This window comes from Bradyrhizobium lupini (assembly GCF_040939785.1).
Taxonomy (GTDB): Bacteria; Pseudomonadota; Alphaproteobacteria; order Rhizobiales; family Xanthobacteraceae; genus Bradyrhizobium; species Bradyrhizobium canariense_D.
This window is the reverse complement of record NZ_CP162553.1, coordinates 3593655-3617881: the sequence shown is the minus strand read 5'-3', so window position 1 is coordinate 3617881 and position 24227 is coordinate 3593655. Positions and strand designations below refer to the sequence as shown.

The window sequence follows — 24227 nt, the reverse complement described above, 5'->3', positions numbered from 1 at the left end:
TGGCGATGCTATCATTCGCATGATTGCACTGCAATCAAAGATTCCGGACGGCGATCAGGATGCCGATGAAGGTCGCGGCGATGATCCAGAGCGCCACGGTGCGCCAACGGTTCTTGCGGCCTTCGCTGCGGCCCATCGCCGCGATGCTCTCCGGCGACAGCCGGATGCCCTCCCGGGTCATGGTCTCCAGCTGTTCGAGCACCGCAACCGAGCGCGCGGCGATATCAGGCAGGCGCATCAGGATGCGCGCGAGATCGCCGGTGCCGGAGATCGCGCCCTGGACCCGGCCGATCGGACCGAGATTGCGCTCGATCCATTCCCGCACCACGGGGTCGGCGACCTTCCAGATGTCGAGCTTGGGATCGAAGCCGCGTGCCACGCCCTCGACCACCACCATGGTTTTCTGGAGCAGGATCAGCTCGGGCCGCGTGGTCATGTCGAACAGGCCGGTGACCTCGAGCAGCAGCGTCAGCAGCCGCGCCATCGAGATCTCTTCCGCCGTGCGGTTGTGAATGGGCTCGCCGATGGCGCGGATCGCTTGCGCGAAGTTCTCGACCGAGTGATGCGCCGGGACGTAGCCTGCCTCGAAATGCACTTCCGCCACACGACGATAGTCGCGGGTGATGAAGCCGAGCAGGATTTCGGCGAGGAAGCGCCGCTCCTTCATGCCGAGCCGCCCCATGATGCCGAAATCAACCGCGACGAGGCGACCCGCGTCATCCAGGAACAGATTGCCGGGGTGCATGTCGGCGTGGAAGAAGCCGTCGCGCAGCGCGTGGCGCAGGAAACTCTGAATCACCTTGCGGCCGAGATCGGGCAGGTCGACCTGCGACTCGGCCAGGCGCTTGTGATCGTTCAGCGCGATGCCGTCGATCCACTCCATCGTCAGCACGTTGTGCGTGGTGCGGTCCCAGTCCACGGTCGGTACGCGGAAATCAGGATCGTCGCGCGTGTTCTCCGCCATCTCCGACAGCGCCGCGGCCTCGAGGCGCAGGTCCATCTCCATCGCGACCGAGCGCGACATGGTGTTTATGACCTCGATGAGACGCAGGCGCCGCGCTTCGGACGAATAGGACTCGGCCTTGTATGCGACGAAGAAGAAGTCGGAGAGGTCGCGGCGGAAGCGTGCGGCCACGTTGGGGCGCAGCACTTTCACGGCGACTGCCTTGCGGATGCCATCGCGCAAGACTTCGCCGCGATGCACCTGTGCGATCGAGGCCGCTGCGACCGGCGCACTGAGGCTCGCGAATACGTCCGTCAGCGGACGCTCCAGCGACGTCGCGATCACGGCTTCCGCTTCGACTTGCGAAAACGGCGGCAGGCGATCCTGCAGGCTTTCCAGATCACGCGCCATGGCAACGCCGACCACATCGGGGCGCGTCGCCAGAAATTGCCCGAGCTTGAGATAGGCCGGGCCCATCCGGGTCAGCGCGCGCGACAGCCGGGGCCCGTCCTTAGGGCCACCCCGTTCGACGATGCGCGCAAGCTTCAGCGCGAGCTGTCCGGGCGGCGGCACCAGGCTGGGATCGACGGCGCCGAACACGCCCTCGCGCGCGAATACGAACGCGGCGCGCATCAGGCGCGCACTATGGGTTATGGCAGAGATCACAAACGCCAGCCCGAATGCAGTGCGACGATGCCGCCGGACAATATCTGCCAGTTCACGCGGGCGAAGCCGGCATTACGGATCATATCGGCGAAGGCGTTGGGTCTTGGGAACTTGCGGATCGACTCGACCAAATATTGGTAGGACTCGGCGTCACCCGTGATCATGCGGCCGAGCGGCGGGATGACCTTGAACGAGAACAGGTCATAAAGACGATCGAGTCCGGGCATCTCGACGGTGGAGAATTCCAGGCAGAGGAAGCGGCTGCCTGGCTTGAGCACGCGATAGGCCTCGGCCAGCGCGAGATCGATCCGAGGCACGTTGCGAATGCCGAAAGCGATCGTATATGCGTCGAAGCTGCGGTCGGCGAAGGCGAGCGCTTCCGCATTGCCTTTGACGAAATCGACCTGGGTCTCGAGACGCCGCTTTGCGGCGCGCTCGCGGCCTACCTCCAGCATCCCGGAATTGATGTCGCAGACGGTGGCATGGAAGCCGGGGCCTGCGCCCTTGGCGGCGCGGAACGAGATGTCGCCGGTGCCGCCGGCAACGTCGAGCAGCGCGAACCGCCGGTCGCCTCGCGGCGGGTCGAGCGCGGTGATCATGATGTCCTTCCAGACCCGATGCAGGCCACCGGACATCAAATCGTTCATCAAATCATAGCGCGACGCCACGCTGTGAAACACATCGTTCACCAGCGTCTGCTTGTCGCCCAGGGGGACGTCCCTGAAGCCAAAATGCGTGGTTTCGCCCGGCCGATCCATTACTCTACTCCACGAGGCGGACCATAGCGCGCCCGCCGCAATGGCGCTATCACACCGCCCTCATAAGGTGAATGCCTGACCATGCCCGAATTGCCCGAAGTCGAGACCGTCCGCCGCGGCCTTCAGCCTGTCATGGAGGGTGCGAAAATCCTGGTCGCGGAGACCCGCAGGCCCGATTTGCGCTTTCCTTTCCAGCCGGATTTCGTGGCCCGACTGAAGGGGCAGGTCGTCACGGGGCTCGGCCGCCGTGCAAAATATCTCATGGCCGATCTCGCCTCCGGCGACGTGCTGTTGATGCATCTGGGCATGTCGGGTTCGTTTCGCGTCATCAAGCCGGACAACGAGGCGGCGCCGGGCGAGTTTCACTATCCGCGCGCCAAGGACTCCGCGCACGATCACGTGCTGTTTCGGATGTCCTCCGGCGCCGACATTATCTTCAACGATCCGCGCCGCTTCGGTTACATGAAAGTGATCGCGCGCAGCGCGCTCGACGAGGAGCCGCTGCTGCGCGGGATCGGGCCCGAGCCGCTTGGCAACGAATTTGACGCCGCGATGCTGGCGCGATCCTGCGCCGGCAAGACCACGAGCCTGAAAGCCGCGCTGCTCGATCAGCGCGTGGTCGCCGGGCTCGGCAATATCTATGTCTGCGAAGCCCTGCATCGCTCGCATCTGTCGCCGCGCCGGATCGCCGCGACGTTGTCGACCAAGGCCGGACAACGCAAGGGCGTTGCCGGGGGCGAGCCGACCGACCATGCAAAGCGACTGGTCGGCGCGATCCACACCGTGCTGAACGACGCCATCAAAGCCGGCGGCTCCAGCTTGCGCGACCATCGCCAGACCTCGGGTGAGCTCGGCTATTTCCAGCACTCCTTCAAGGTCTACGACCGTGAAGGCGAGAAATGCACCACGCCGCGCTGCGGCGGCACCGTGAAGCGTTTTACGCAGAATGGCCGATCGACGTTCTGGTGTCCGAAATGTCAGAAGTGAGCGTCATTGCGAGGAGCCCTTGCGACGAAGCAACCCAGAATTTCTCCGCGGAAAGATTCTGGATTGCTTCGCTACGCTCGCAATGACGGCGGGGGTAGCGCCTTCACAAAAAAACGCGAAGCGAAGCAATCCGGCCGGGCTGGTGGCCGGATTGCTTCGTCGCTAAGGCCCTTCCGGATGGCGAAGGGCCGGCTGCTGTCCGAGCGATCGCCCCGCTCAGGACGCCAGTGTCGTGGTCTCGTTGGCCGCCAGCTCGGCGGCGACGTGCAACATTCCGTCCGCGGCCGCGATGACCTGGCCGATCAAGACATTGGTGGCGGCGAGCTCGAGCCGGGTCTCGATCCAGTGCCAGAGGCCGCGATCTCATCTGCCGACTTGCCGTTCGGCGCGAATTCGCTCACCGCAAGGCCGCTGGCGAGCGAGTCCTGATGGTCGTTGCGCATCACGATCAGGGGACGCGCGAGCACCTCGGCGAGATCAAGCGCTGCTTCCTCGGTGAGCGTGTTGGCGGCATTGTCGATGCGCTGGCCGCGGATCGGGGTTTGGTTCAGCACGAAGCTGTAAGGCCGCTTCCAGGCGCGCGCGACGCTCAGCGTCGAAACGGTGGCTTCGATGTCGGCGACTCTCGGACGGGCCGGGATCAGGCAGAGGTCAGAATGGCGGATCGCGGCGGTGGTCGCTGCGCTAAGGCCGGCGGCGGTATCGACGATCGCGAGCTGGAGGCCGCTGTCGGCCAGCATCTTCAGGCGCGGTTCGATGTCGGCGGCGTGATAGATCGGCTCGACGACGAGATCATCGGTGGTGCGGCGGCGCTGCCAGTTGGACAGTGTGCCCTGCGGGTCGGTTTCGATCAGGCGAACGGTGAAGCCAGCCTGCTTGGCTGCCAGCGCGAGGCCGATGGCGAGCGTGCTCTTGCCGCTGCCACCCTTTTGGGTGGCCAGTGCGATCGTGTGCATTGAAGATCAATCCTTTGGAGTGCTTGGGTCTCGGGAAACGCCACGCGAACGTGCATCGATCTCGATGCTGAGCTCTTCTCGCTCAGGACGTGCCGGCCCGATCCAAAGGGGATCGCTGAGGTCCGAATCAGCAGTCACGATGATGGCGGAATCGGGAATGCCAACGAATCCGTACCATTACTGGACCCGTACTCGTACGTGTGCTGTGCTTGCAGCCGTGAATAATAAGGACAAGCGGCATGGGCGGAAACTGGCGCGACCGGACGGCGACGAATTTCGAATGCCAGAAGATGCCCGCGGTATCGAGCCGCGGCATGGTGGTCAGCAACCATCCACTGGCCTCCAGCGCCGGCGCGGAGATGCTGGCCGCCGGCGGCAACGCCATCGACGCCGCGATAGCGACCCTGTTCACGCTGACCGTGGTCGAGCCGATGATGGTGGGCATCATCGGCGGTGGCATGGCGCACATCCGGCTCGCCGACGGCAGCCACCGTTTCATCGACGGACAGAGCACCGTGCCCGCGGCGGTGCTTGACACCAGCTACACCCCCACGCCGGGTTCCGCGCATGATGTGTTCGACACCGTCGGCAATGAAAATCTCAACGGACCAAAGGCGGTCGCCACGCCGGGCTCGCTGAAAGCCTGGTGCGAGACGCTGCGCCGCTTCGGCACCATGAGCCTTGCCGACGTCATGCAGCCCGCGATCAAGCACGCCGCGCGCGGCTATGCGACGACACCCTATCTGCACGAATGCATCACCGAGAGCGCCGCCGAGATGCGCAAGGACAAGCCGATCGCGGCGATCTATCTGCCAGACGGCGAGCCGCTCAAGGTCGGCGAGCGCGTGGTACAGGCCGAGTATGCCGAGACGTTGCGGCATATCGCCGACCACGGCGAAAAAGGCGCTCTATGAGGGGCCGCTTGGCGATATCCTGGTCGACTATATGGAAAAGGCCGGCGGCTTCATCCGGCGCAACGATCTCACCAGCTACAAGACCGTCGAACGGCAGCCGATCCGCGCCGATTACCGCGGCTGGACTATCTTTGGCCCGCCGCCGCCCGCGGCTTCCGGCGTGCATATCGCACAGATGCTGAACATCCTGGAAGGCTACGACATGCAAGGCCTCGGCTTCGGTACGCCCGAGACCATCCACTATCTTGCCGAGGTCCTGAAGATCGCATTCGCCGACCGCGCCGCGGCCAGCGGCGATCCTGATTATGTCGGCGTCCCCGTGGAGCGGCTGACCTCGAAGGCCTATGCCGAGGAGCGCCGCGCTGCGATCGATCCGGCACGGGCGCAGAGCTGGGGCGCCGGCGTGTCGCAGCTTGAAGGCGCTCACACCACGCACATGACGGCGGCGGATGCGTTCGGCAACGTGATTGCGACCACGCAGACCATCAATAATCTGTTCGGCGCCAAGATCATGATCCCGGGCCTCGGCGCCATCGCCAACAACTACATGAACCTGTTCGATCCGCGTCCAGGCCACGCCCTGTCCCTGGCGCCGGGCAAGCGGGTGACGACCTCGATGGCGCCGATGATGGCACTCCGTGATGGAAAGTTGCGCTATGCGCTCGGCTTGCCCGGCGGAAAACGAATCTTCCCGAGCGCGATGCAGGCGCTGCTCAATCTGATCGACCACGGTATGAGCTTGCAGGAAGCAGTCGAGGCGCCGCGGGTCTGGACCGAAGGCAATGCGCTTGAGGTCGAGCAGAGGGTGCCGGAGAGCGTGCGCGCGAAGCTCGCGGAGCTCGGCCACAAGGTGCAGCCTGTCGCGGCAGTCGCCGGCGGCATGAATGGTATCGCCTTCCACGACGACGGCACCATGAGTGGCGCCGCTTGCTGGCGTGCGGACGGCACGCCGGTCGGGATCTCGGGTGGTCTTGCGAAGGCCGGGATCAGGTTCAGGCTGAGCTAGGTCTCATGCCCCGGACGCAGCGCAGCGCTTCTTCAGCGGCGCGCATTTCATGCCGCACCGCGCCCGGGACACGAGAGCTACTTGCGCACGCAGATCACGCGCACGACAGCGGCTTTCGCATCTGTGGACGTTCCGTTCGCCGCGACACCGTTCGCCTTCAGGAAATCGCGCACCGTCTCCGCGGAGACCATCACCGCCTGCGACGCCGGCACCGACGTCGCGGGGCCCGCAACCATCGCCGGCTTCAATAGTGCGATGCCGGCGAACTTGCCGTCGCCGTCGATGGCGGGGCTGCCGGAGAAGCCGACAGACGGTGGCGGTGAGAGTGGGGAATCGCCACCACCGACGGATGCCAGCGTAGCCTTGAGGCTCGACACACCCGCGGCTCCGCCCTGGCTCTGCGGATCCGCGATACCGATGACATCGACACTCGTCTTCGCTGCGCCGGCCGCGAGGTTGAGGGGCTCCAGGCCGCGGGCGCCGTAAATATGCAGCAGCGCGAGGTCGTGTTCCCGGTCCTCGGCGAGACGGTCGGCGCTGCCATAGCCGGCGATCGTGATCGCGAGGCAGCTATCAGTGACGAGGCGGTCCGTGAGGATCGCGCCATCGTCGCTGACGACAATGCCGGTGCCATATTCGACGGTCTTGCGTGGCGGCGGCCCCGCCTGTGGCCCCGACGGAAACGCGTTGAAGGCGCTCGACATCGCGATCACGACCGGCTCGACCGTGTTCTCGGTCGCCTGATCGTAGAGGATCGTCATGATGCGGACCTCGTCACCCCTGGAGGTGCCGCGCAAATAGAATTTCTTCAGGCCCTGCAGACCCGACAGCACGAAGAAGTCGGGCTTTACCACGGTGTAGTCGACCTTGCGACCCGGCTCTTTCTTCTCCGCTTCGGCAAGCTTGGCTGTGGTCGGGTTCGCCTCCTTGCGGCGGCTGAGCAGAACCTGCACCGTGCCAGTGGGCGAGGTCCATTTCGAGCCGTTGGCGTCGGTCGCCTGCTGCGGCACCAGCTTTGAGGGAATGCCGAGCCGCGCGCCGCTGGTCATTTCCGTCACGATCTTCCAGCCGACGCTGTCCTGTTTGCGGCGCGCGGTCTCGGCGAGCGCTGCGCGTTCCTGCGGATTGAGCACGCCGGTCGCCTTGCCGCCCTTGGCCTTCTGATACTCCTTGATGGCCTCGACCAGGCGCGCGCTGACGTCGCCGGTGATGGCGCCGTTATACTGGCCGACCCAGGCGAGGTCGGACTGCAGCGACAGCCGCTCCGCCTGCGCCATGGCATCGGCCGTCGCAGCCGGCGTCTGCAATGCAGGAGGCCGGATCGGAACGGTCTGGACCGGCTTCGGCTTGGTGCCAGGAAGCTGCGGTGTCGTCATCTGGGCGTTCGCGCCTGTCGCAGCCGCAAACATCAGTGTTGCCGCAAGCATCGATCTCATGACAAATCCAGCCCGCCCATTGAACGCAATGCCATTGAAGCACATCTCGTTGGTCGCGAACAATGTTGCGGTGGTTCAGACCGGCAGGAGAGGTCTAGCTCCTCATCCTGAGGAGCCGCGTAAGCGGCGTCTCGAAGGATGAAGGCCGTGCAGCCGCAGCGGGGCCTGCATGGTTCGAGACGGCGCTTCGCGCCTCCTCACCATGAGGAGAGGATCTGGAAGGATAACGATGCTGAGCCCGGACGAACTCGAACGTTATGCCCGCCATATCGTGCTGCGCGATGTCGGTGGCCCCGGCCAGGCTGCGCTGAAGCGGGCCTCCGTGCTGGTGATCGGCGCCGGCGGGCTCGGTGCGCCCGCTTTGATGTATCTGGCGGCCGCCGGCATCGGTACGCTCGGCGTGGTCGATGACGACGTGGTGTCGCTGTCGAACCTCCAGCGCCAGGTCATTCACACCACGCCCGATATCGGCCGGCACAAGGTCGAGAGCGCGGCCGAACGGATCTCGGCGCTCAACCCGCATGTCCGCTTCGTCGGTCACGCCACCTGGCTCAATGCCGACAATGCGCTGTCGCTGATCGGGGACTATGACCTCGTGCTCGACGGCTCCGACAATTTCTCGACCCGCTATCTGGCCTCGGACGCCTGCTTCTTCGCCAAGAGGCCGCTGATCACGGCGGCGCTCGGCACCTTCGATGGCTCGCTGACCACCATCCGCGCGCATGAGACAAACGAGCAGGGCGAATTCAATCCGACCTATCGCTGCCTATTCCCGGAAGCGCCGCCGCCCGGGACCGTGCCGGCGTGCGCGGAAGCCGGCGTCATGGGCGCGCTCGCGGGCGTGATGGGCTCGATGATGGCGCTGGAGGCGATCCGCGAGATCGTCGGCTTTGGCGACGGCCTCGTCGGCCGCCTCCTGATGATCGATGCGCGCGCGATGCGCTTCGAGACGCTGCGTTACGCGCGCGATCCCGCCAATCCGCTCAATGGCGATGGGCCTGTGATCACCGATCTCAGCGCCCATCGCACTTGATTGCAGACGTTATGCTGTGGCCGGCTTCTCGCTGTCGAGATGCGCCATCTGCTCAGCGGCGTAACGCGTGCCGGCAGCGACATCGGGCGGGAAGGCCGTTGCCAGCACGGCGAGATGAGCCGGCGTCAGCGTGACCTTGGCCGCGCCGAGTGCTTCGGTGAGGCGGTTGCGGGTGCGGGCGCCGACCAGCGGCACGATCTGCTTGCCTTGCGCCGCCACCCAGGCGATCGCGACCTGTGCCGGCGTCGCGCCAATCTCAGCGGAGATGGCGCGCAGCTGCTCCACCAATGCGAGATTGGCATCGAGATTCGATCCCTGGAAGCGCGGCGTCATCAGCCGGTAGTCCTTGCCTGTCTTGCCGGAGTCCTTCGACCAATGGCCGCTGATGAGGCCGCGCGCCAACACGCCGTAAGCCGTGATGCCGATGCGCGGCATGCGCGCGGCGGATGGTGGCGGAGCCGACCTCGGACAGGCCGATATGTTTGATGTAGCCGGCCTTCACGAGATCGGCGATGCCGCCGATGGTCTCCTCGATCGGAATGTTGGGATCGAGCCGCGCCGGACGGTAGACGTCGATGTAGTCGGTGCCGAGCCGCTGCAGCGAATAGGCGAGGAAGTTCCTCGTTGCGGCCGGCCTCGTGTCCATGCCGGTGAATTCGCCAGCAGGACCGCGCAGCGCACCGAACTTGACACTGATCTGCACCTTGTCGCGCGGCACCTCCTTGAGCGCTTCGCGCACCAGCATTTCATTGTGGCCCATGGCGTAGAAATCGCCGGTGTCGACCAGGGTGATGCCGGCATCCAGTGCGGCGTGGATCGTGGCGATGCTCTCGCCGCGATCGGCGGGGCCGTAGACCTCGGACATGCCCATGCACCCGAGACCGAGAGCGGAGACGGTGGGACCGGTCGAACCGAGTTTGCGCTGTTCCATGATGGCTCTCCTCGAAAGGCGCTGACTGCGCCGCGTGACGAGGCCTGATATGCGCTTGATCGATTGCGCCGATAAGCTGGACAATCGAGAATGGCTTGTTCACATTAACGAACAATGGCTGAGCCCGACCTGCGTGATCTCGACGTCTTCATGGCGGTCGCCCGCACCCGCAATTTCCGGCGCGCGGCGATCGATATTCGCGTGTCGGTGTCGAGCCTTAGCCAGCGATTGCGGGACCTGGAGGAGCGCCTCGGCGTCCGCCTGATGAACCGCACCACCCGCAGCGTCGCCCTGACCGAGGCGGGCGATCTGCTGCTGTCGCGCTTGGCGCCGGCGCTGCGCGATGTCGGCGACGCCCTGGATCAGGTCCGCGGCCTGCGCGAGATGGCCTCGGGCCTCCTGCGCATTAACGCACCGCCGCCCGCGGTCGATCTCGTGCTGGCCCCCATGATCGGGCCGTTCCTTAAGGCCTATCCGCAGGTCGACCTCGAGATCGTTTCCGAGAGCGGGTTCGTCGATATCGTCAGCGCGGGCTTCGATGCCGGCGTACGTTATGGCGAGCATCTCGCGCAGGACATGGTCGCGATCTCGCTCAGCGGCCCGCAGAGCTATGTCGTGGTCGCTTCGCCCGATTACCTCGCGCGCCGCGGCAAGCCTGAGCATCCGAAGGATCTGCTCGACCACGATTGCATCCGCGCCCGCTACTCCAGCGGTGTCATGCACAATTGGGAGTTCGAGAAGGCCGGCCAGCTGGTGAAGGTCGATCCGCCGGCAAAGCTGATCTCGACCAACATGGGCCTTTCCATGCGCGCCGCGCTCGACGGCGCCGGCATCTGGGCGACGCTTGATGGTTATGTCGGCGAAGCCCTGAAGTCCGGCGCGCTCGTCAGTCTGATTCAGGATTGGTGCGAGCCGTTTCCCGGGCCGTTCCTGTACTATCCAAGCCGGCGACAAACGCCGCCGGCGCTGCGGGCCTTTATCGATTTCGTTGCCGACTGGCGCAAGCGCGAAACACGCAGCAAATAGACCTCACAGCATGCTCGGCAGCACGCGATCCGGCGGCTTGTGCGCATCGAGGAAGGTTCGGATGTTGATGATCACCTTCTCGCCCATCTCGACGCGGCCCTCGATCGTGGCCGAGCCCATATGCGGCAGCAACGTCACCTTGCCGGCCTTGGCGAGCCGCACCAGCTTCGGGTTCACCGCGGGCTCGTGCTCGTAGACATCGAGGCCGGCGCCGCCGATCTCGCCGCCTTCGATCAGCTTGATCAGCGTGTCCTCGTCGGTGACCCCGCCGCGCGCGGTGTTGACGATGTAGGCGTCCTTGCGAATAAGCTTCAGCCGGCGCGCCGACAGCAGATGGTAGGTCGCCGGCGTGTGCGGACAGTTCACCGAGATGATGTCCATCCGTGCCAGCATCTGGTCGAGGCTTTCCCAATAGGTCGCGCCCAGCTCTTCGGCGATCTTCGGCGCCACCGGCCGACGATTGTGGTAGTGGATCTGCAAGCCGAAGGCGCGGGCGCGGCGTGCGACCGCCTGGCCGATGCGGCCCATGCCGATGATGCCGAGGCGCTTTCCGCCGATGCGATGGCCGAGCATCCAGGTCGGCGACCAGCCCGGCCAGGGTTTTCCTTCCGTCAGGATCGAGGCGCCTTCGATCATCCGCCTGGGCACGGCGAGGATCAGCGCCATGGTCATGTCGGCGGTGTCTTCGGTCAGAACTTTCGGCGTGTTGGTGACGGTGATGCCGCGGGCATGCGCGGCCTCGACATCGATGTTGTCGACGCCGTTGCCGAAATTCGCGATCAGTTTCAACCTGCAGTCGGGCTGGTTGACGATGTCGGCGGAGATGTGGTCGGTCACGGTTGGGACCAGCACGTCGGCGGTACGGGCGGCTTCCGCGATCTGCTCGGGCGACATCGGCGTGTCGTCGAGATTGATCCGCGCGTCGAACAGCTCGCGCATCCGGGTCTCGATCGAGTCCGGAAGCTTGCGCGTCACCACGACGAGGGGCTTTTTCTTCACCGACATGTCCTGCCCTCATGAGGCGTTGCGAGCCGCCTCTGTCGCCAAAGGCCGGCCGTTGAGGCCTCATTAACCCGGTTGTTCGACACTGCGCTTGCCGTGTCGTCCCCGGCGTTTCCTTCAAGCTCTCCCGACATTTCCGGCCGGAAAATCGGGACAAACCGGTTGTTCAGATGTCCGTCCTCTCTAGCAGAAGGCCGGGCCAAGACAAGAACCACGGGTAAAGGGCTCGGGAACACCCGCGTGGGGCGGGGTCAGGGGCGACAGCGGCCTGGTTTGGGAATTTAGGGCGAGGGACCGGCTCGGCCGGACCTTCGACAGGAGACGGGTTGATGGCGTTGGGGCGTTTTTGTTCGGTGATGGCGCTCGTTTGCACCTGGTTGAGCGCTTCGGTCAGTCCCGGGCATTCGGCAAAGGACAACACCCCTCAGACGGCCTCAGGCCTCCCGGTGCCGCGCTACGTCAGCCTGAAATCGGATCACGTCAACGTCCGCGCCGGCCCGACCAAGGACAACGACGTCGCCTGGGTCTACACCCGTTCCGGCCTGCCGGTCGAAATCACCGCCGAGTTCGAGAACTGGCGCCGGGTCCGCGATTCCGAGGGCGCCGAGGGTTGGGTCTATCACTCGCTGCTGTCGGGCCGCCGTACTGCTGTCGTCACCATGAAGCACAAGGACGAGCTCGCGCCGATCTACGACCGCGCCGATCCCGAGAGCGCGGTTGCGGCCAGGCTCCAGGCCGGTGTCGTCACCCAGGTGAAGAAGTGCACTGCAAACTGGTGCCGCGTCAGCGGTAACGGCTTTGACGGCTGGATCCAGCAGGAGCGCCTCTGGGGCGTCTACTCGGACGAGCAGGTGAATTGATCTGGGCGGGAGCGGAACTGTTGCTCCACCGTCATGCCCGGGCATCCACGCATTTTTCGACGCCTGACCGAATAACGTGGATAGCCGGGACAAGCCCGGCCATGACGATCAAATCAGCAGTTCAGGATAGATCTCAGCGCTTCTTGCGCAACCGTACGACCATGTCGATGCGGGCGATCTCGTAACCCGCGGGCACCTCAGGCATCTTGGACAGCGCCAGATGCGGATCCTCGATGTCGACCAGCTCATGGCTGTTCTCGAGGTAGTAGTGATGGTGGGTCGTGACGTTGGTGTCGAAATAGGTCTTGGTGCCGTCGACGCTGACCTGACGCAGCAGACCGGCATCGGTGAGCTGGTTCAGCGTGTTGTAGACGGTCGCCAGCGAGACCGGCACCTTGGCCAGCGTCGCTTCCTCGTAAAGCATTTCAGCCGTGAGGTGACGTGCACCCTTGCCGAACAGGAGCCAGCCGAGCGCCATGCGCTGGCGCGTGGGGCGAAGCCCTGCGGACTGGAGCATTTCGTTGACGTCGTGCCACGGGCAGCCGGTCAACGCCGGCTGGCGGCCGGACATAAGAGCCGCCGCATGGGCCTCTTCGTCGCGATGGGGCGCGTTATTTTCGTTCATTTCCAGCTTCGGGCACGCGTGAACACTGTCGTTGCCCAACATATATGGAGAGATAGATGCAGATGCAAGTTTCTCGCAACTAGAGTGGTTCTAATCAGGCAGGGAACCGGGGTGGCGGCCCGTCATTTTACCTTCATGAGAGCGCTTTGCTACCCGAAATGGCCTGTGTTAGAGAGCCCGCGGTTCCGCTTAACCCATTTTGGCGCGACCCGGCATTGAGGGCCGCTCGCTATCCATCCAGGGTCCTTCGGTATTCTCGTCTGACAATGGCAACAGATGTCGCCTTTCGAACAGGATGGGGCCCATTTTCGCCGGAAACGCCGCTCAATCGGGGTTTGAACACAAAGGCTTCCGCATGCTGAACAGGCGCAACGGTTACGAATATGAAGATCTGCTGGCATGTGCCCGCGGCGAGATGTTCGGCCCTGGCAATGCGCAATTGCCGCTGCCGCCGATGCTGATGTTCGACCGCATCACGGACATCAGCGAGACCGGCGGCGAATTCGGCAAGGGGGTGGTGCGCGCCGAGCTCGACGTGAAGCCCGACCTCTGGTTCTTCGGCTGCCACTTCAAGAACGATCCGGTGATGCCCGGCTGCCTCGGGCTCGATGCGCTGTGGCAAATGGTCGGCTTTTATCTGGGCTGGAGCGGCGGTGAAGGTCGCGGTCGCGCGCTTGGCCTGAACGAGCTGAAGTTCAGCGGCCAGGTGCTGCCGGAGGCCCGCAAGGTTGTGTACAACATCGATATCAAGCGCGTGATGCGTTCAAAGCTGGTGCTCGGTATCGCCGACGGATGGCTTTCGGTGGATGACCAGATTATCTATCGCGCAAAGGATTTGAAGGTCGGCCTGTTCAAGCAGGGCACGAGCCTGGGCTGAGCGCATCACCACGAAGACAACGATTGAGGCGAGGCTGTCATGAGGCGGGTTGTGGTCACCGGGATGGGCATTGTCTCCTCCATCGGAAACAACACCCAGGAGGTGCTTGCGAGCCTTCACGAGGCGAAGTCGGGCATTTCGCGGGCTGAAAAATATGCCGAGCTCGGCTTCCGCTCCCAGGTGCAGGGTGCGCCGACGCTCGATCCTTCGACGGTGGTCGACCGCCGCGCCATGCGTTTCCTCGGTCAGGGCGCGGCGTGGAATCACGTCGCGATGGAACAGGCGATCCAGGATTCCGGTCTTTCGCCCGACGAAATTTCCAATATTCGCACCGGCATCATCATGGGCTCCGGCGGTCCGTCGGCGCGCACCATCGTCGAAGCCGCCGACATCACCCGCACCAAGGGACCGAAGCGTGTCGGGCCGTTTGCAGTGCCGAAGGCGATGTCCTCCACGGCCTCCGCAACGCTTGCGACCTGGTTCAAGATCAAGGGCGTGAACTATTCTATCTCGTCGGCCTGCGCGACGTCGAACCATTGCGTCGGCAATGCCTATGAAACGATCCAGATCGGCAAGCAGGACGTCATCTTCGCCGGCGGCTGCGAGGAGCTGGACTGGTCGCTGTCGGTGCTGTTCGACGCCATGGGCGCGATGTCCTCGAAGTACAACGACACGCCTGCGACGGCCTCCCGTCCCTACGACGTCAACCGCGACGGCTTCGTGATTGCCGGCGGAGCCGGCGTGCTGGTGCTGGAAGAGCTCGAGCATGCCAAGGCGCGGGGCGCACGCATTTACGGCGAGATCGTCGGCTATGGCGCGACGTCCGACGGCTACGACATGGTCGCACCATCAGGTGAGGGCGCCGAGCGCTGCATGCGCATGGCGATGTCGACCGTGAAGACCAAGGTCGACTACATCAATCCGCACGCGACATCGACCCCGGCCGGCGATCCGCCGGAGATCGACGCACTCCGCAGGGTGTTCGGAAGCGGCGAGAAGTGCCCGCCGATCTCGGCGACCAAGGCGCTGACCGGTCACTCCCTGGGCGCAACCGGCGTGCAGGAAGCGATCTATTCGCTGCTGATGATGAACAATGGTTTCATCTGCGAGAGCGCCCACATCCAGGAGCTCGACCCCGTGTTCGCCGACATGCCGATCGTGCGCAAGCGCATCGACAACGTCAAAATCGGCACCGTGCTGTCGAACTCCTTCGGCTTCGGCGGCACCAACGCCACGCTGGTGTTCAGCCGGCTGGATGCGTAATTTTGGCACGCTGTCATGCCCCGCGAAGGCGGGCATCCAGCACGCCGCAACTTCTCGATTTGCAGTAATCGCCTCGAAATACTGGATCGCCTGCCCCAGTGCGCAAGTGCGCGCAAGGCGGGCGATGACGCCGGAATAATGGGAGCTATCAGGCAATGGAAGGTTTAATGAAAGGCAAGCGCGGTCTGATCATGGGCATCGCCAATGATCATTCGATCGCCTGGGGCATGGCGAAGACGCTGCATGCCCACGGCGCCGAGCTTGCCTTCACCTTCCAGGGCGAGGCGCTGGGCAAGCGTGTTAAGCCGCTGGCGGAGCAGCTTGGCGTCGACATGGTGCTGCCCTGCGACGTCGAGGACATCGCCAGCGTCGACGCCACATTCACGGCCTTGCGCGAAAAGTGGGGCCGGCTGGATTTCGTGATCCACGCGATCGGCTTCGCCGACAAGAACGAGCTCAAGGGTCGCTACGCCGACACCAGCCGCGAGAATTTTTCGCGCACCATGGTGATCTCCTGCTTCTCCTTCACGGAAGTGGCAAAACGCGCCGCCGAGCTGATGACGGAGGGCGGCAGCATGATCACGCTGACCTTCGGCGCCTCGGAACGCGCGATGCCGAACTACAACGTGATGGGCGTGGCCAAGGCGGCGCTGGAAGCCTCGGTGCGCTATCTCGCCTCGGATTTCGGACCGCGCGGCATCCGCGTCAACGCGATCTCCGCCGGCCCGATCCGCACGCTCGCCGGCTCCGGCATCGGCGAGGCGCGCGCGATGTTCGCCTTCATGCAAAAACATTCGCCGCTCCGCCGGGGCGTGACGCTCGACGAGCTCGGCGGCTCGGCGCTGTATCTGTTGTCGGATCTCTCCGGCGGCGTGACCGGCGAGATCCACTATGTCGATTCCGGCTACAACACCGTCCTGATGCCGCGGCCGGACGATTTGAAGGCGCAGGATTAGCTCTCGTAGAGTGGGCAAAGGCGCGCAAGCGACGTGCCCACGATTTCTCAATAATCGAGACCAGTTCCTGCTGCGAAGGACGTGTCGATCAGCGCGCGTCGCTGTTGCGCGCCGCTCGTTGAACCCCGATCAGCAGCGGCAGCGTCTTGTCGAGGCTTTCCGTCAGCATGGCACGCACGTCGTCGCGCAGTGCGGGATTGTCGGCGGCATCTTCAGGGCGGGTTGGAAACGATTCTGCGGGTAGTTCGCGATAGGGGCCGCCGATTTGCACGCCCAGGAGCCTCTGCACCATAAGGGAATGATGCGTGTTGATCAGCGCAGAACTCTGTCTGACAACGGAGAAGTCGCGCCCATCGAAGATGCGGACAAACGCCAGGGCGTAGAGATAGATGCGACGCCCGAGCACCACATCATGGTTGAGGATGCCGAAGCCGCGGACCGTATAGTTGGATGACCCGAAAGGGCTGATTGAATTGAGGATCTGGATGTAGTGCCGGCAATTCGTTCCTTTCGCGACGTCGCGCATGTATTGGGCCAGCTCCGCATTGAGATCGCGGAACAACCTGTCCTTCAATGTGTCCTTGGACTCATCGCGGGGAGGAAATTTCGCCGGGTTGTAGGGGATTCTCCAGAACGGACACGCCGGCAGGGATCGTGGCGCGAGATCCGCGCGAAGATCAGATCATTGAGTCCCCAGCCCGGGATCGGGACGACCGTCTTCTTGTGCTGAAATACGGTCAGGCCGGTCGTCAGCACGGTGAACTCATCGCCGGTGGTGACGACGACACCGAAGTCGCACGGGCCGCCGACCACGGGAGCGGGTTTGCCCGTCGCTTCACGCCGCGTGGTCGTCTTGTTGTTGCTTTGCTTGACGGCTGATCCTGCCGTTTCCGCCCCTGGTGGTACCAATTTGGTCTGCGCCCAAGCAGATGTCGAAAAGCACCACGCGACGGCCGCAAGGACGACGAGCCGGGCCAAAACGTCAAATGCAGCCCAGCCGCAGGAAGCGGACGAGCGATAGTCTTTGTCGCGTCCCCTCGGCAAAGGCGCTTACTCGCCCTTGATATACGCGGGTAGATACCTGTCCAGCTGGGCCGTGAGCAGGCTGCGTGTGCTGTCACGCAGCAATGCACTGCTGGTCACCTGTTCAGGGGTCTTGGGAAATTCGAGATTGTTGAGGATTTGCATATTGTCGTTCTTGTTGGAGAAACTCGAAGCAATCACATCGCCGAAGCTGCGGGTAGGCGCCCGATGGATGTCGAAAGTCCGTCCGTCAAAAACGTTTATGCGGAAATAGGAAACCACGACGCCGCGCCCGGAAGGGCTCGCCCAATTCTTGTAGACCCCGAGGCCCTCGATTGATTGATTGGTGCCATCCACCGAAACGCGGGCTTTCGTGGCTACGACGTAGCGTTCGCAATTTGCAGCTCCGGCGATCTGCCGCACCAGCGCCGTCAGGTCGTCGCGGTCATTGCGGAACAGTTTCGCTTCCGGATGATAGTACGGCCTGAAGGCTCCGCTTGCGTAAGCGACCTTTCGGACAGCCGTGCCGGGAGCCGTGGCGCGAACCCTCGCGACGAACAGATCATCGATACCCCACGTCTCGATCGGCGCCTCCATATACTCGTTGCCGAACATCGTGAGGCCGACATGTTGCACCGAGAACTGGTCTCCGATCGCGGAAATGACGCCGATCTGACAGGGGCCGCTCTCCGCCGCAACTGGCTGTTGTGCAGCCGGTTTGGCCTTCGGCGCCGCCTTCTTGACTGCCTTCTTGGCTGGCGCCGCCGTCTGAGCGGGAGGCGCGGTGGTTGCGGGAGGGGCTTTGCGCGGCTGCCGTGGTGAGCAGGGACAGCAACGCGATCAGCGAGACAGCAATTCGAAGCATCGATTCCGGGAGATCAGGGGGCAGGAGGACGGCGGATACGCCACAGTAAATTGGAACCGTGACAACCGCAAGCTGCACCAGGCGACCACTGCCTATCCGGCGGGTCGCTGCCGCCGCCACCGATAATACTTCATCATGAATCCGTTCGACGGCTCGACCTCTTCTTTCTCGAACACAAAGCCCTCGCGCTCGTACCAGCGCCAGGCTTTTTCGTTCTCGCGGATGCAGCGCAGAGACATCTCGTCGGGCATTTGTGTGCGCGTGAAGCCAAGCAATTGGCGGCCGAGCGATTGGCCCTGATAGGCGGGCGCGACGAACAGCATGTCGAGATAGAGTTTTGGCAAATGCAGCGCCAGCATCGCGGCGATCGTGCCGTCGTCGTCGGCGACGAACAGGCTCCAGCCGTCCTCGGTCTCGCGCCGGATCCGTGCACGCAGGTTTGCCAGCAGGAAGTCGCTCGTCTCGCCGAGGCCGGTCGAGACCCAGCTCTCCATCCAGATACGGCCGATCTCGTCGTATTCGTCCGCGCGGGCTGGGCGAATGATGGGATGCGACATCGAGGCCTCAGGTTGGCTTGCTGCGCACGGATGGACGTGCGCGCACCTTGCCCGCCGACAGGCACACCACCTCGGAGATTTGCAGGAGTTGCCGCGCCAGCGGGCTGGTCTTGCGCCAGACCATGCCGATGGTGCGCGACGGCTGCGGGTCGCGGAAGCGCGCGAGCGAGACCGAGGCCGATCGCGTCTCAACTGACACCGCCATCTCGGGGATCAACGTGACGCCGATGCCGGCGCTGACCATCTGGACCAGCGTCGACAGCGAATTGGCATCCAGCATCTCGCGTGGCGGCGCCGATTGCATGTTGCAGAATGACAGCGCCTGATCGCGGAAGCAGTGCCCCTCTTCGAGCAACAGCAGCCGCATCTCGCGCATCATCTCCCGCGACGGTGCCGGCGTTCCCTCATCCGCACTCGGCCGCACCAGCAGGAATTTTTCCTCGAACAGGGCGACCTCGGTGAGCGAGGGCTCGGACACCGGCAGCGCCACGATGGCGGTATCGAGCCGACCCTCCACCAGTTCCTGAATCAGCCGCGGCGTCATCGTCTCGCGCACGCGGATGTCGAGCTCCGGATGCATGCGCGTCAGATTCTTGGTGATCGTCGGCAGCAGATAGGGCGCGATCGTCGGAATCATGCCGATGCGCAGCCGTCCGGAGAACCGGTCCTGCGAGGCGCGGGCGAAATCGCCGAGCTCGTCGACCGAGCGCAAGATGTCGCGGACGCGCTGCGCGAGCTCCTCGCCAAATCGGGTCAGCGCCACCTGCCGGGCGCTGCGCTCCAGCAGCAGACCGCCGAGCGCCTCCTCCAGCTCCTTGATCTGCATCGACAGGGCAGGCTGCGAGATCGAGCAGGACTCAGCCGCGCGGCCGAAATGACTGTGACGGGCCAGGGCGTCGAAATACCGGAGCTGGCGCAGCGTGAGGTTTAGCATCAGAAAATCTTATCGCTGCGATCATTAAAGTCAACTTCCCCTGATCGAACGTGAAGCTTAGAGTGTTTCTATCTGGTCAAAGGCGCGAGTTCGACGCCACCAGAGGAGGTATTCATGGACGACACTTCAAAGTGCCCGTTTTCGGGTGGAAAACGTGTGCCGGCGAACCGCGATTGGTGGCCGACCCAGCTCAGCATCGAGATGCTGCACAAGAATTCCGCCAAGTCCGACCCGATGGACAAGGACTTCGACTACGCCAAGGAATTCAAGTCGCTCGACCTGAACGCGGTCATCAAGGACCTGACCGCTCTGATGACGGAATCGCAGGAATGGTGGCCCGCCGACTTCGGTCACTACGGCGGCCTCATGATCCGCATGGCCTGGCACAGCGCGGGCACCTACCGCACCACCGACGGTCGCGGTGGCGCCGGCGCCGGACAGCAGCGTTTCGCGCCGCTCAACAGCTGGCCCGATAACGCAAATCTCGACAAGGCACGCCGTCTGCTCTGGCCGATCAAGCAGAAATACGGCCGCAAGATTTCCTGGGCCGATCTGATGGTGCTGGCGGGCAACGTCGCGCTGGAGTCGATGGGCTTCAAGACCTTTGGCTTTGCCGGCGGCCGCGTCGACGTCTGGGAGCCGGAAGAGCTCTATTGGGGTCCGGAAGGCACCTGGCTGGGCGATGAGCGCTACAGCGGCGAACGCCAGCTCGCCGAGCCGCTCGGCGCGGTGCAGATGGGCCTCATCTACGTCAATCCGGAAGGCCCGAACGGCAAGCCGGATCCGATCGCCGCGGCCAAGGACATTCGCGAGACCTTTTTCCGCATGGCGATGAACGACGAGGAAACCGTCGCACTGATCGCCGGCGGCCACACCTTCGGCAAGACCCACGGCGCCGGCGATCCGTCGCTGGTCGGACCGGAGCCGGAAGCGGGCGCGCTCGAAGATCAGGGCCTCGGCTGGAAGAGCAAGCACGCGTCGGGCATTGGCGGCGATTCCATCACCAGCGGTCTCGAGGTGACCTGGACCACGACGCCGACGAAGTGGAGCAACAACTTCTTCGAGAACCTGTTCAAGTACGAATGGGAGCTGACTAAGAGCCCGGGCGGTGCGCAGCAGTGGACGGCCAAGGGCGCCGAGGCGATCATTCCCGATGCCTTCGACAAGTCCAAGAAGCATCGGCCGACGATGCTGACGACCGACCTCTCGCTGCGTATGGATCCGGCCTATGAGAAGATCTCGCGCCGCTTCCTCGAGAATCCCGATCAGTTCGCGGACGCCTTCGCCCGTGCCTGGTTCAAGCTCACCCATCGCGACATGGGTCCGGTGGTGCGCTATCTCGGTCCGCTGGTGCCGAAGGAAACCCTGATCTGGCAGGATCCGATCCCTGCTGTGAATCACGAGCTGGCCAGCGAGCAGGATATCGCCTCGCTGAAGACCAAGATCCTGGCCTCGGGTCTGTCGGTCTCGGAGCTGGTCTCGACCGCCTGGGCGTCGGCCTCGACGTTCCGCGGCTCGGACAAGCGCGGCGGCGCCAACGGCGCGCGTATCCGCCTCGCCCCGCAGAAGGATTGGGAAGTGAACGAGCCGGCTCAGCTCTCGAAGGTCCTGGGCAAGCTCGAAGCGATCCAGAAGGACTTCAACGCGTCATCCGGTGCGAAGAAGGTCTCGCTGGCGGACCTCATCGTGCTCGGCGGCACCGCCGCGGTCGAGAAGGCCGCCAAGGATGCCGGCGTCGACGTCAAGGTCGGCTTCACGCCGGGCCGCATGGATGCCTCGCAGGAGCAGACCGACGCCGCTTCGTTTGCTCCGCTGGAGCCGCGGGCCGATGGCTTCCGCAACTTCATCGGCAAGCGGCAGCAGTTCATGATGCCCGAGGAGGCTCTGGTCGATCGTGCGCAGCTGCTCCGGCTTACCGGCCCGGAGATGACGGTGCTCGTCGGCGGTCTGCGCGTGCTCGGTGCCAATGCGAACGGTTCGAAGAACGGCGTCCTCACCTCGAAGGTGGGAACGCTGAGCAACGACTTCTTCGTCAACCTGCTCGACATGAGCACGCAGTGGACGCCGGCCGGCACCGACGGCACCTATGAGGCCCGCGACCGCAAGACCAACGCGGTCAAGTGGACCGGCACGCGCGTCGACCTGATCTTCGGCGCACACTCGCAGCTTCGCGCCTACGCAGAGGTCTATGCCACGTCGGATTCCAAAGAGCAGTTCGTCAAGGACTTCGCCAAGGCCTGGACCAAGGTGATGAACCTCGATCGCTACGACATCGCGGCCTGATTCCAAAGTTCGGCAAGCGACAAACAAAAAGGGCGGCCGCGAGGCCGCCCTTCGTGTTTCTGGCAGGTAGCGAGATTTACTCGCCGGCCGCTTCGCGCGCGGGCTGCTGGCTCTCGCCCTTGCCCTCGAGGTCTTCGCCGGTCTCCTGGTCGACCACCTTCATCGACAGGCGGGTCTTGCCGCGGTCGTCGAAGCCGAGCAGCTTGACCTTGACCTTGTCGCCTTCCTTGACGACGTCGGAGGTCTTCTGCACTCGCGCCGAGGCGAGCTGGCTGATGTGGACAAGGCCGTCCTTGGAGCCGAAGAAGTTCACGAAAGCGCCGAACTCCATCACCTTGACGACGGTGCCGTCATAGATCTGGCCGACTTCCGGATCGGAGGCGATCGACTTGATCCACTTGATCGCGGCCTTCATCGCCTCGCCGTCGCTGGAGGCGACCTTCACGGTGCCGTCGTCCTCGATGTTGACCTTGGCGCCGGTCTTCTCGACGATCTCGCGGATCACCTTGCCGCCGGTGCCGATCACTTCGCGGATCTTGTCGGTGGCGATCTTGAAGGTCTCGATGCGCGGCGCGTATTCGCCGAGCTCGGCGCGGGCGTTGGTGAGCGCCTTCGACATCTCGCCGAGGATGTAGATACGCCCATCCTTAGCCTGACCGAGCGCGACCTTCATGATCTCCTCGGTGATGCCCTCGATCTTGATGTCCATCTGGAGCGAGGTGATGCCCTGCTCGGTACCGGCGACCTTGAAGTCCATGTCGCCGAGATGGTCCTCGTCACCGAGGATGTCCGAGAGAACCGCGAAGCGCTTGTCTTCGAGGATCAGGCCCATTGCGATGCCCGCGGTCGGCCGCTTCAACGGCACGCCGGCGTCCATCAGCGCGAGCGAGGCGCCGCAGACCGATGCCATCGACGAGGAGCCGTTGGATTCGGTGATCTCCGACACCACGCGCGTGGTGTAGGGGAATTCGTGGTGCGGCGGCAGCACCGGGTGGATCGCACGCCAGGCGAGCTTGCCGTGGCCGATCTCGCGGCGCTTGGTACCGCCGAGGCGGCCGGTCTCACCGACCGAGTAGGGAGGGAAATTGTAGTGCAGCAGGAACGTCTCTTTGTACGTTCCCGACAGCGCGTCGATGTACTGCTCGTCCTCGCCGGTGCCGAGCGTGGTCACGACCAGCGCCTGGGTCTCGCCGCGGGTGAACAGCGCCGAACCGTGGGCGCGGGGCAGCACGCCGACTTCGGCGACGATGTTGCGCACGGTCTTGGAATCGCGGCCGTCGATGCGCTTGCCGGTGTCGAGAATGTTCCAGCGAACGATCTTGGCTTCGAGCTCCTTGAACACGCCGCCGATGCGCAGCTTGTCGTATTTCGGCTCTTGGCCTTCCGGGAAGTAGTGCGCGATCACCTTTTCCTTGACCTTGCCGACCGCGGCGTAGCGATCCTGCTTGACCGGAATGGCGTAGGCGGCGCGCAGTTCCTGCTCGACCATGCCGAGCATTTCCTTTTCGAGCGCCGAATTGTCGATCGCGGTGACCTCGCGCGGCTCCTTCGCGGCCTTTTCGGCGAGCTCGATGATCGCGTTGATCACCGGCTGGAAGTGGCGGTGACCGAACATCACGGCGCCGAGCATGATCTCTTCGTTCAGCTCCTTGGCTTCCGATTCCACCATCAGCACGGCGTCCGCAGTGCCGGCGACGACGAGGTCGAGCTGAGTGTCGACCATCTCGTCGAGCGTCGGGTTGAGGATGAACTCGTCATTGGCGAAGCCGACGCGCGCGGCGCCGATCGGGCCCTTGAAGGGAGCGCCCGACAGGGTCAGCGCAGCCGATGAGGCCACCAGCGCGACGATATCGGGATCGTTCTCCATATCGTGCGAGAGCACGGTCACGATCACCTGGGTCTCGTTGCGCCAGCCGTCGACGAACAGCGGACGGATCGGACGGTCGATCAGGCGGGAGACCAGCGTTTCCTTCTCGGTCGGACGACCCTCGCGCTTGAAATAGCCACCGGGAATGCGGCCGGCTGCGTAGGTCTTCTCCTGGTAGTCGACGGTCAGTGGCAGGAAGTCGACGCCTTCACGCGGTGACTTCGCGGCAACGACGGTGGCGAGCACCACGGTCTCGCCGTAGGTCGCGACGACGGCGCCGTCGGCCTGGCGGGCGATCTTGCCGGTTTCAAGCTTGAGAGGGCGTCCACCCCAGTCGATCTCGACTGAATGCTTATTGAACATAGAGGTCTTCTTTCATGGGTTCTCGAAAGAAGGACGGGTCGAAAAACAAAAACCATGCGCAAGATTGCGGGACGTTGATCGAAGCGGGCGATCAGC

At 64.0% G+C, this 24227-nt stretch carries 19 protein-coding genes and 3 pseudogenes; 9 read left to right on the top strand and 13 right to left on the bottom strand.

The genetic code is table 11. From position 1 onward, the window contains the following. Positions 1 to 34: 34 nt before the first annotated feature. Positions 35 to 1609 carry a 2-polyprenylphenol 6-hydroxylase gene (gene ubiB / locus AB3L03_RS17005; RefSeq protein ID WP_085362018.1) on the bottom strand — a complete coding sequence of 525 codons (1575 nt, stop codon included), beginning with the start codon at positions 1607 to 1609 and terminating at the stop codon, positions 35 to 37. Beyond that, positions 1606 to 2367 (bottom strand): bifunctional demethylmenaquinone methyltransferase/2-methoxy-6-polyprenyl-1,4-benzoquinol methylase UbiE, encoded by a 762-nt coding sequence (gene ubiE / locus AB3L03_RS17000; protein WP_368508942.1) that lies wholly within the window; start codon positions 2365 to 2367, stop codon positions 1606 to 1608. Before ubiE ends, ubiB begins: the two co-directional genes overlap by 4 nt. 81 nt (positions 2368 to 2448) lie before the next feature. On the opposite strand from ubiE, the gene mutM reads away from it, so the two are divergent. Continuing rightward, positions 2449 to 3354 carry a bifunctional DNA-formamidopyrimidine glycosylase/DNA-(apurinic or apyrimidinic site) lyase gene (mutM, locus tag AB3L03_RS16995; protein WP_368508941.1) on the top strand — a complete coding sequence of 302 codons (906 nt, stop codon included), beginning with the start codon at positions 2449 to 2451 and terminating at the stop codon, positions 3352 to 3354. A gap of 216 nt (positions 3355 to 3570) precedes the next feature. Here the strand turns inward: mutM and AB3L03_RS16990 are convergent. Further along, positions 3571 to 4310 (bottom strand): annotated as a pseudogene (locus AB3L03_RS16990) (AAA family ATPase). A gap of 239 nt (positions 4311 to 4549) precedes the next feature. Here AB3L03_RS16990 and ggt point away from each other — a divergent pair. Next, a pseudogene (gene ggt / locus AB3L03_RS16985) lies at positions 4550 to 6230 on the top strand (gamma-glutamyltransferase). Between the two features lie 77 nt (positions 6231 to 6307). Here the strand turns inward: ggt and AB3L03_RS16980 are convergent. Further along, the gene (locus tag AB3L03_RS16980) at positions 6308 to 7666 is read right to left on the bottom strand and encodes a serine protease (RefSeq protein WP_026233023.1); all 1359 of its coding nucleotides are present in this window, start codon (positions 7664 to 7666) and stop codon (positions 6308 to 6310) included. 229 nt (positions 7667 to 7895) lie between these two features. On the opposite strand from AB3L03_RS16980, the gene AB3L03_RS16975 reads away from it, so the two are divergent. Further along, on the top strand, positions 7896 to 8699 hold the full coding sequence (locus AB3L03_RS16975) for a molybdopterin-synthase adenylyltransferase MoeB (RefSeq protein ID WP_018455782.1): 804 nt from the start codon (positions 7896 to 7898) through the stop codon (positions 8697 to 8699). A gap of 9 nt (positions 8700 to 8708) precedes the next feature. Here the strand turns inward: AB3L03_RS16975 and AB3L03_RS16970 are convergent. Further along, positions 8709 to 9630: pseudogene (locus tag AB3L03_RS16970) on the bottom strand (aldo/keto reductase). Positions 9631 to 9744: 114 nt separating this feature from the next. Here AB3L03_RS16970 and AB3L03_RS16965 point away from each other — a divergent pair. Next, on the top strand, positions 9745 to 10656 hold the full coding sequence (locus tag AB3L03_RS16965; RefSeq protein ID WP_368508940.1) for a LysR family transcriptional regulator: 912 nt from the start codon (positions 9745 to 9747) through the stop codon (positions 10654 to 10656). Between the two features lie 3 nt (positions 10657 to 10659). Here AB3L03_RS16965 and AB3L03_RS16960 read toward each other — a convergent pair whose 3' ends face one another. Further along, positions 10660 to 11661: a D-glycerate dehydrogenase gene (locus AB3L03_RS16960; protein ID WP_018455785.1), complete on the bottom strand. Its 1002-nt coding sequence runs from the start codon at positions 11659 to 11661 to the stop codon at positions 10660 to 10662. 326 nt (positions 11662 to 11987) lie between these two features. Between AB3L03_RS16960 and AB3L03_RS16955 the strand changes: the two genes are divergently transcribed. Next, positions 11988 to 12518, top strand: coding sequence for an SH3 domain-containing protein (locus AB3L03_RS16955; RefSeq protein WP_026233024.1), 531 nt, complete (start codon positions 11988 to 11990; stop codon positions 12516 to 12518). 133 nt (positions 12519 to 12651) lie between these two features. Here the strand turns inward: AB3L03_RS16955 and irrA are convergent, their stop codons facing one another. Beyond that, positions 12652 to 13143, bottom strand: a complete 492-nt coding sequence (gene irrA, locus AB3L03_RS16950) for an iron response transcriptional regulator IrrA (RefSeq protein ID WP_018455787.1) — start codon at positions 13141 to 13143, stop codon at positions 12652 to 12654. Positions 13144 to 13498: 355 nt separating this feature from the next. On the opposite strand from irrA, the gene fabA reads away from it, so the two are divergent. From fabA to fabI, 3 genes are all read left to right on the top strand, one after another. Beyond that, positions 13499 to 14020, top strand: coding sequence for a bifunctional 3-hydroxydecanoyl-ACP dehydratase/trans-2-decenoyl-ACP isomerase (gene fabA / locus AB3L03_RS16945; RefSeq protein WP_007603915.1), 522 nt, complete (start codon positions 13499 to 13501; stop codon positions 14018 to 14020). A 39-nt stretch (positions 14021 to 14059) separates the two neighbouring features. Further along, on the top strand, positions 14060 to 15283 hold the full coding sequence (gene fabB, locus AB3L03_RS16940; RefSeq protein WP_026233025.1) for a beta-ketoacyl-ACP synthase I: 1224 nt from the start codon (positions 14060 to 14062) through the stop codon (positions 15281 to 15283). Between the two features lie 155 nt (positions 15284 to 15438). After that, a complete protein-coding gene (fabI, locus tag AB3L03_RS16935; protein WP_026233026.1) occupies positions 15439 to 16239 on the top strand; it encodes an enoyl-ACP reductase FabI in 801 nt (266 codons plus the stop codon). Between the two features lie 88 nt (positions 16240 to 16327). Here fabI and AB3L03_RS16930 read toward each other — a convergent pair whose 3' ends face one another. The 5 genes from AB3L03_RS16930 to AB3L03_RS16910 form a co-directional block, all read right to left on the bottom strand. Beyond that, entirely contained in the window at positions 16328 to 16801 is a 474-nt protein-coding gene (locus AB3L03_RS16930; RefSeq protein ID WP_368508939.1) for a hypothetical protein, read from the bottom strand. A gap of 8 nt (positions 16802 to 16809) precedes the next feature. Then, entirely contained in the window at positions 16810 to 17217 is a 408-nt protein-coding gene (locus AB3L03_RS16925) for a hypothetical protein (protein WP_368508938.1), read from the bottom strand. 72 nt (positions 17218 to 17289) lie between these two features. Further along, positions 17290 to 17898, bottom strand: a complete 609-nt coding sequence (locus tag AB3L03_RS16920) for a hypothetical protein (protein WP_240543372.1) — start codon at positions 17896 to 17898, stop codon at positions 17290 to 17292. Positions 17899 to 18219: 321 nt separating this feature from the next. Then, positions 18220 to 18684, bottom strand: a complete 465-nt coding sequence (locus AB3L03_RS16915) for a GNAT family N-acetyltransferase (protein ID WP_018455792.1) — start codon at positions 18682 to 18684, stop codon at positions 18220 to 18222. Between the two features lie 7 nt (positions 18685 to 18691). Then, complete coding sequence (locus tag AB3L03_RS16910) at positions 18692 to 19618, bottom strand: hydrogen peroxide-inducible genes activator (protein ID WP_018455793.1); 927 nt, start codon at positions 19616 to 19618, stop codon at positions 18692 to 18694. A 114-nt stretch (positions 19619 to 19732) separates the two neighbouring features. Here AB3L03_RS16910 and katG point away from each other — a divergent pair, with 114 nt between their 5' ends. Beyond that, positions 19733 to 21901, top strand: coding sequence for a catalase/peroxidase HPI (gene katG / locus AB3L03_RS16905; protein WP_026233027.1), 2169 nt, complete (start codon positions 19733 to 19735; stop codon positions 21899 to 21901). Between the two features lie 76 nt (positions 21902 to 21977). On the opposite strand, the gene pnp is transcribed toward katG, so the two are convergent. Then, positions 21978 to 24131 carry a polyribonucleotide nucleotidyltransferase gene (pnp, locus tag AB3L03_RS16900; RefSeq protein ID WP_018455795.1) on the bottom strand — a complete coding sequence of 718 codons (2154 nt, stop codon included), beginning with the start codon at positions 24129 to 24131 and terminating at the stop codon, positions 21978 to 21980. Between the last annotated feature and the right edge of the window lie 96 nt (positions 24132 to 24227).

Coding starts and splice junctions, on each gene's coding strand:
- katG (WP_026233027.1), top strand. CDS start 19,733: ATGGACGACACTTCAAAGTGCCCGTTTTCGGGTGGAAAACGTGTGCCG.
- AB3L03_RS16910 (WP_018455793.1), bottom strand. CDS start 19,618: ATGCTAAACCTCACGCTGCGCCAGCTCCGGTATTTCGACGCCCTGGCC.
- pnp (WP_018455795.1), bottom strand. CDS start 24,131: ATGTTCAATAAGCATTCAGTCGAGATCGACTGGGGTGGACGCCCTCTC.
- fabA (WP_007603915.1), top strand. CDS start 13,499: ATGCTGAACAGGCGCAACGGTTACGAATATGAAGATCTGCTGGCATGT.
- AB3L03_RS16975 (WP_018455782.1), top strand. CDS start 7,896: ATGCTGAGCCCGGACGAACTCGAACGTTATGCCCGCCATATCGTGCTG.
- irrA (WP_018455787.1), bottom strand. CDS start 13,143: ATGAACGAAAATAACGCGCCCCATCGCGACGAAGAGGCCCATGCGGCG.
- AB3L03_RS16960 (WP_018455785.1), bottom strand. CDS start 11,661: ATGTCGGTGAAGAAAAAGCCCCTCGTCGTGGTGACGCGCAAGCTTCCG.
- AB3L03_RS16965 (WP_368508940.1), top strand. CDS start 9,745: ATGGCTGAGCCCGACCTGCGTGATCTCGACGTCTTCATGGCGGTCGCC.
- fabB (WP_026233025.1), top strand. CDS start 14,060: ATGAGGCGGGTTGTGGTCACCGGGATGGGCATTGTCTCCTCCATCGGA.
- AB3L03_RS16980 (WP_026233023.1), bottom strand. CDS start 7,666: ATGAGATCGATGCTTGCGGCAACACTGATGTTTGCGGCTGCGACAGGC.
- AB3L03_RS16955 (WP_026233024.1), top strand. CDS start 11,988: ATGGCGTTGGGGCGTTTTTGTTCGGTGATGGCGCTCGTTTGCACCTGG.
- AB3L03_RS16915 (WP_018455792.1), bottom strand. CDS start 18,684: ATGTCGCATCCCATCATTCGCCCAGCCCGCGCGGACGAATACGACGAG.
- fabI (WP_026233026.1), top strand. CDS start 15,439: ATGGAAGGTTTAATGAAAGGCAAGCGCGGTCTGATCATGGGCATCGCC.
- ubiE (WP_368508942.1), bottom strand. CDS start 2,367: ATGGATCGGCCGGGCGAAACCACGCATTTTGGCTTCAGGGACGTCCCC.
- mutM (WP_368508941.1), top strand. CDS start 2,449: ATGCCCGAATTGCCCGAAGTCGAGACCGTCCGCCGCGGCCTTCAGCCT.